The sequence below is a fragment of the Bacterioplanoides pacificum genome (assembly GCF_042648445.1).
GTDB classification, from domain to species: Bacteria; Pseudomonadota; Gammaproteobacteria; order Pseudomonadales; family Oceanobacteraceae; genus Bacterioplanoides; species Bacterioplanoides pacificum.
The window spans coordinates 1-6,704 of sequence record NZ_JBHRYB010000002.1 but is presented as its reverse complement, the minus strand read 5'-3'; the positions used below and the strand labels follow the sequence as shown (position 1 = coordinate 6,704).

At 49.9% G+C, this 6,704-nt stretch carries 1 protein-coding gene and 1 pseudogene; both read right to left on the bottom strand.

Annotated elements, in window-relative coordinates; genetic code table 11:
• Nucleotides 1-3,698 (bottom strand): annotated as a pseudogene (locus ACFOMG_RS03325) (hypothetical protein); the annotation flags it as partial.
• Nucleotides 3,699-4,795: 1,097 nt separating this feature from the next.
• Nucleotides 4,796-6,704 (bottom strand): OmpA family protein (locus ACFOMG_RS03320; protein WP_376864802.1); only part of this gene is annotated, 1,909 nt, incomplete at its 5' end.

Here is a 6,704-nt window from a genome sequence, read left to right as displayed (position 1 = left end):
GAGTCGTCGTCCATATAATCCGGAATGCCGTCTTCATCACTGTCAGCACAGTTCGGTGCTGCCGGACATTCCTGCAGATCACTCAGACCATCGTTATCCGAATCACCACTGCCATCACCGTTACCCGGAGTGCCGGTGGAAGCATCTTTATGATCGGCAATGCCGTCGCCATCACTGTCTTTCGCTGGCGTGGTCGGATCGTTGTCACCGTCGTCGTTGTTATCGCTCAACTCGTCTGCCGTTGGTGTACCGTCACCATCGTCATCGCTGTCGATCGCATCAATCACGCCGTCACCATCGGTATCCGGCTGGTTGGTGTCCAGGTTATCCGCTAACTCTTTATCATCCGTCAGGCCATCGCCATCACTGTCTTTGTTATTCGGATCGGTACCCAGCTGCGTTTCTTTATCGTTCGGGATGCCGTCACCGTCACTGTCGTTAGACGGATTATTGGGTTCGGCATCGTCGTTATCGTTTACACCGTCACCGTCTGAGTCCGGATTGTTCGGATCAGTGCCGTTATCGGTTTCATCTTTATCGTTAACGCCATCACCATCACTGTCCGGATTCGTCGGGTCAGTACCGTTATCGGTTTCGTCCTTATTAGAGACACCGTCACCATCCGAATCGTTATTCGGGTCATTTGGCTCAGCATCTTCATTATTAGGTACACCATCACCGTCCGAGTCGTTATTCGGGTTATTTGGTTCGGCATCGTCGTTATCGTTTACACCGTCACCGTCTGAGTCCGGATTAGTCGGGTCAGTACCGTTATCGGTTTCGTCTTTATTAGAGACACCGTCGCCATCCGAATCGTTATTCGGGTCATTTGGTTCAGCATCTTCATTATTAGGTACACCATCATCGTCCGAGTCGTTATTCGGGTTATTTGGTTCGGCGTCGTCGTTATCATTTACACCGTCACCGTCTGAGTCCGAATTCGTTGGGTCAGTACCGTTATCAGTTTCGTCCTTATTAGAGACACCGTCGCCATCCGAATCGTTATTCGGGTTATTCGGGTCAGCATCTTCGTTATCGTTTACACCGTCACCGTCTGAGTCCGGATTGCTCGGATTAGTGCCATTATCGGTTTCGTCTTTATTAGACACACCATCACCGTCCGAATCGTTATTCGGATCGGTTGGTGAACTATCTTCATTATCGTTTACACCGTCGTTATCGGAGTCTTCATCCATATAATCCGGAATTAAATCGCCATCGCTGTCACGTGGTGTTTCTGCGTCACCTTTCTCAGTGGTGTCGGAAATACCATCGTTATCAGAGTCACCCGAATTATCAGCCATTCCCGCATCGTTAAGGCTGTCAGCGTCTTTATGGTCGGCAATGCCATCACCATCCTGGTCGTCCGCTGCCGGATTTAACACATCATTGATTTCATCCATATCCGACTGACCGTCGTTGTCGTCGTCGGCATCGGCAAAGTCAGGAATTTCGTCACCATCGGTGTCATTCAGAGGTGTCAGTTCGTCACCGTCTTTCACGCCGTTATTGTCGGAGTCGTCGTCCATATAATCCGGAATGCCGTCTTCATCACTGTCAGCACAGTTCGGTGCTGCCGGACATTCCTGCAGATCACTCAGACCATCGTTATCCGAATCACCACTGCCATCACCGTTACCCGTAGTGCCGGTGGAAGCATCTTTATGATCGGCAATGCCGTCGCCATCACTGTCTTTCACTGGCGTGGCCGGATCGTTGTCACCGTCGTCGTTGTTATCGCTCAACTCGTCTGCCGTTGGTGTACCGTCACCATCGTCATCGCTGTCGATCGCATCAATCACGCCGTCACCATCGGTATCCGGCTGGTTGGTGTCCAGGTTATCCGCTAACTCTTTATCATCCGTCAGGCCATCGCCATCACTGTCTTTGTTATTCGGATCGATACCCAGCTGCGTTTCTTTATCGTTCGGGATACCGTCACCGTCACTGTCGTTAGACGGATTATTGGGTTCGGCATCGTCGTTATCGTTTACACCGTCACCGTCTGAGTCAACTGCTAAAGGGTTAGTACCATCGGTTTTTTCCTGGCCATCATTCACACCATCAGCATCGGAATCGGCCGCTAAAGGATTAGTACCGTCCGCTTTCTCCTGCTGGTTTGACACACCATCACTATCGGAGTCATTCGTTGGATTTAAAGGCTCAGTATCCTGGCCATCATTCACACCATCAGCATCGGAGTCAGCCGACAGCGGGTTCGTACCATCGGTTTTTTCCTGACCATCATTGACGCCATCAGCATCGGAGTCAGCCGCCAGCGGGTTCGTGCCATCGGTTTTTTCCTGGCCGTCATTGACGCCATCAGCATCGGAATCGGCTGACAGAGGATTCGTACCATCGGTTTTTTCCTGGCCGTCATTCACACCATCAGCATCGGAGTCCGCCGCTAAAGGATTCGTACCATCGGTTTTTTCCTGGCCGTCATTGACACCATCAGCATCGGAATCGGCTGCCAGAGGACTCGTACCATCGGTTTTTTCCTGGCCATCATTCACACCATCGGCATCGGAATCGGCTGCCAGAGGATTCGTACCATCGGTTTTTTCCTGGCCGTCATTGACGCCATCAGCATCGGAGTCAGCCGCCAGAGGGTTCGTACCATCGGTTTTTTCCTGGCCGTCATCCACACCATCGGCATCCGAATCGGCCGCTAAAGGATTGGTACCGTCCGCTTTCTCCTGGCCGTCATTCACACCATCAGCATCGGAGTCAGCAGCCAGTGGGTTCGTACCATCGGTTTTTTCCTGGCCGTCATCCACACCATCGGCATCGGAATCGGCTGCCAGAGGATTCGTACCGTCCGATTTCTCCTGCTGGTTTGACACACCATCGCTATCGGAGTCATTTGTTGGATTTAAAGGCTCAGTATCCTGACCATCATTCACACCATCAGCATCGGAATCGGCTGACAGAGGATCTGTACCATCGGTTTTTTCCTGGCCATCATTCACACCATCAGCATCGGAGTCAGCCGACAGAGGATTCGTACCATCGGTTTTTTCCTGGCCGTCATTCACACCATCGGCATCGGAATCGGCTGCCAGAGGATTCGTACCATCGGTTTTTTCCTGGCCATCATTCACACCATCAGCATCGGAGTCAGCAGCCAGTGGGTCCGTACCATCGGTTTTTTCCTGGCCATCATTGACACCATCAGCATCGGAGTCAGCAGCCAGCGGGTTCGTACCATCGGTTTTTTCCTGGCCATCATTGACGCCATCGGCATCGGAGTCAGCAGCCAGCGGGTTCGTACCATCACTTACTTCTAGCCCATCAGCAACGCCGTCGCTATCAGTATCGCTATTATTAGGATTTGTACCGCGTTCAGCTTCTTCTTCATTACTGAGATTGTCGCCGTCAGAATCTTCCAACACCTGAATGGTAATTGTTGCAGTATCAGAATCACCGGAGTCATCAGTAAGACGATATGAAATAGTATCCGATCCGAAAAAACCAACATCAGGAGTATAGGTAATATTGCCTCCATTAGATGTAATGGAGCCATTGGCTGGTACAGAAAAATTATCAACAATAATAGGCTGATCGAGAGCAATATCATTTAAAAGCACATTAACGATTACTGCTTCGTTTAATCCATTATTCTCAATAATGCGATCATAATCATCTATTGCGATGGCGACACCGGCGTCAGGGACACCTCCCAATGTGGTGACCACAACAGCTTGCGTCGCGGTTGGAGATATACTCCAAGCCATGACGCTAACAATGTCATCGGTTCCTAATACAGGCCCTACATCAGGGTGCGTACTAGTCCCTGTTAATTGTGGACAAACAACCCCATCAACCTGATAAGAGAAACCTCCATTTGTCAGCGAATTTTTGCTGTCGTAGTCACACACAGCCCACCCAGTATAAGAAGAATTTATTAGTCCCTGTTCTGATTTTTGAGCACCGCTATGACTAATGCCTAGCGCAATAGCACTATCACCATCCACTGTGTAAAGCTGAATATCAGCAGAAGAAGAACTTCCTCGATCAAAAAAAACATCATCACTTGCACCTAAAACATCTTGATCGAGATATTGCAGAAGCTCTAAATCACCTATTTCTCCTGACTGTGCTGTGAATGTATAGACACTACGCATCTGCAACGAATCATCAGCAATAGAGCTCTCTACAGACCAGTTAATTTGATTGCCGGAACTGCCCGTGAAGCTACCTGTACTGGAGACTTTGTCTGGGTCAGATAAATCCTGCACGGGAGCACTGCCGTTATTGCTTAACCGCTCGCTTGTGCCTCCCACAACAACATAAGCCTCGTAGGCATATGCAATATCCTCGGATTGAATAGTAGAACTTGGATCAGTAACAAGTACCGTTATCGTGTCACCAGCAGAGTCCACATCGACACTGAAATAACCACCATCGTTTGCAGTTTTATCATTATCTATAATCAGAGCTTCAGCTCGAATAGACATCAGCATAAGCAGTACAAAAAATACTGACTTTCTTGAGAGTATTTCTGGAGACATATAGCACCCGATATTTTTTTGGTTAAAAGTATCATGGCACAACATTGAAATTTTCCCACTTGAATTATTGTTTATTTTACAATCATTTAATGATTCAAACCTAAGTGACATAACAGTCATTTAAATCTGCCTTTGTAATTTTTTGTAACTTCAAAATGTTACTTTAAAGCATCAGAATATAGTCCTAATTACTTAGTTAATATCTCAACTATAGAACTATTAAGAAAAGCCCCCGGCCAATACTGGCAGGGGGCCCGAACACAGCTTTTGCAACAGTGCGATCAGCGGCTGATCACAATAAACTCCACCCGGCGGTTTTTCGCCCGCCCTGGCGCATTGTCGTTACTGGCGATCGGTTGTGCTTCACCATAACCTTTGGCGCGAAAACGCTGGTTATCCACCCCGACGGAAGTCAGGTAGTTAACCACACTTTCTGCCCGACGCTGGGACAGAGTCTTGTTGTAAGCCGCAGACCCCAGGCTATCGGTGTGAGCACCCACTTCCACTTTCAGGTTCGGGTACTCGCTGAATGAGGTTGCGATCTGATCGAGCATTTTCTTATCCTGCTCACCCAGCTCGGCTGAATTCAGTGCAAAACTGATATTCACAATCACACTGCCGATGTCTCCTGCAAAGGTGGCGCAACCATGTTGATTCACGGGTACGCCGGCACTGCTGCCTGGACAGATGTCCAGCTCATCATTAATACCATCAGCGTCACTATCGACGGGTTCTGGCTCTGGCTCTGGCTCTGGCTCCGGTTCTGGTTTCACTTCCGGCTCTAACGGACCGGCAGCGGTTGGTGGTAATGCCTGAATATCTTCCACGCTGGCAATCTCAGGTTGTGGCGCAGGCGCTGGCTGATAGCGGTTGCTGGCACCAAAACGCTTCACCACACTGAGCGATAATAACGACGCGTCCACATCGTAAGAATCGTATTCCAGCCGCAGACTGAAGGCTTTTGGCAGGTAATATTCAATACCACCACCCAACATCAGCTGTGCCGTTACCTGTTTATCGTAATTAATATCGTGGCCTTCGTTGGTCATATGATTCAGACCGGCTTTACCAAACAGCGCCCAACTCCCCGGCTGCCGGGGTTCGCCCGACAACCAGTAATTCGCCAGTGCATTTGCACCCACCATACGGTAACTGAGAGAACCTTTCGGATTTAACCGTGCCTCACCCAGTTCGGCGTAATAACCTTCAATCGAAAAGTTATCGTTCCAGTCCCAGCCGGCGGTCAGTTTAAAGGCCGTATCTTTACTCTGATCCAGGCTGTAATCACCCGATGTATCTGGCTCCAGATAACTCTGGCCAATACCCGCACCGGCATAAATATTCATTTCATCCCACCAGGCGGCCTGTGCTGATAACGGCAGCATCAGCAACCAGGCCCAGTGACGGCGGCGCAACATCAGTGCCGCTGCCGCCAGTACAAACAGCAGATTCATGCTACCGGCACCGCGAACTCCGGATTCCACTTTGCCCTGAGGTTCCTCCGACCCGCTGTCGCTGTTATCGCCACCGTTACCCGGTGACGGATCAACACCAGTGCCCGGGTTAGAATCCGGATCATTCGGATCCGTGCCGTTATCGGTTTCGTCTTTGTTAGACGTGCCATCACCGTCCGAGTCGTTATTCGGGTTGGTTGGTTCGGCATCATCGCTGTCTTTAACACCGTCGTTATCGGAATCGTCATCGCGGTAATCCGGGATGCCATCGTCATCACTGTCACGCGGAGTTTCAGTGTCTCCTTTTTCATCCGCGTCGGCGATACCGTCGTTATCGGAGTCTTCATCCATATAATCCGGAATTAAATCGCCATCGCTGTCACGTGGTGTTTCTGCGTCACCTTTCTCAGTGGTGTCGGAAATACCATCGTTATCAGAGTCACCCGAATTATCAGCCATTCCCGCATCGTTAAGGCTGTCAGCGTCTTTATGGTCGGCAATGCCATCACCATCCTGGTCGTCCGCTGCCGGATTTAACACATCATTGATTTCATCCATATCCGACTGACCGTCGTTGTCGTCGTCGGCATCGGCAAAGTCAGGGATTTTGTCACCATCGGTGTCATTCAGAGGTGTCAGTTCGTCACCGTCTTTCACGCCGTTATTGTCGGAGTCGTCGTCCATATAATCCGGAATGCCGTCTTCATCACTGTCAGCACAGTTCGGTGCTGCCGGA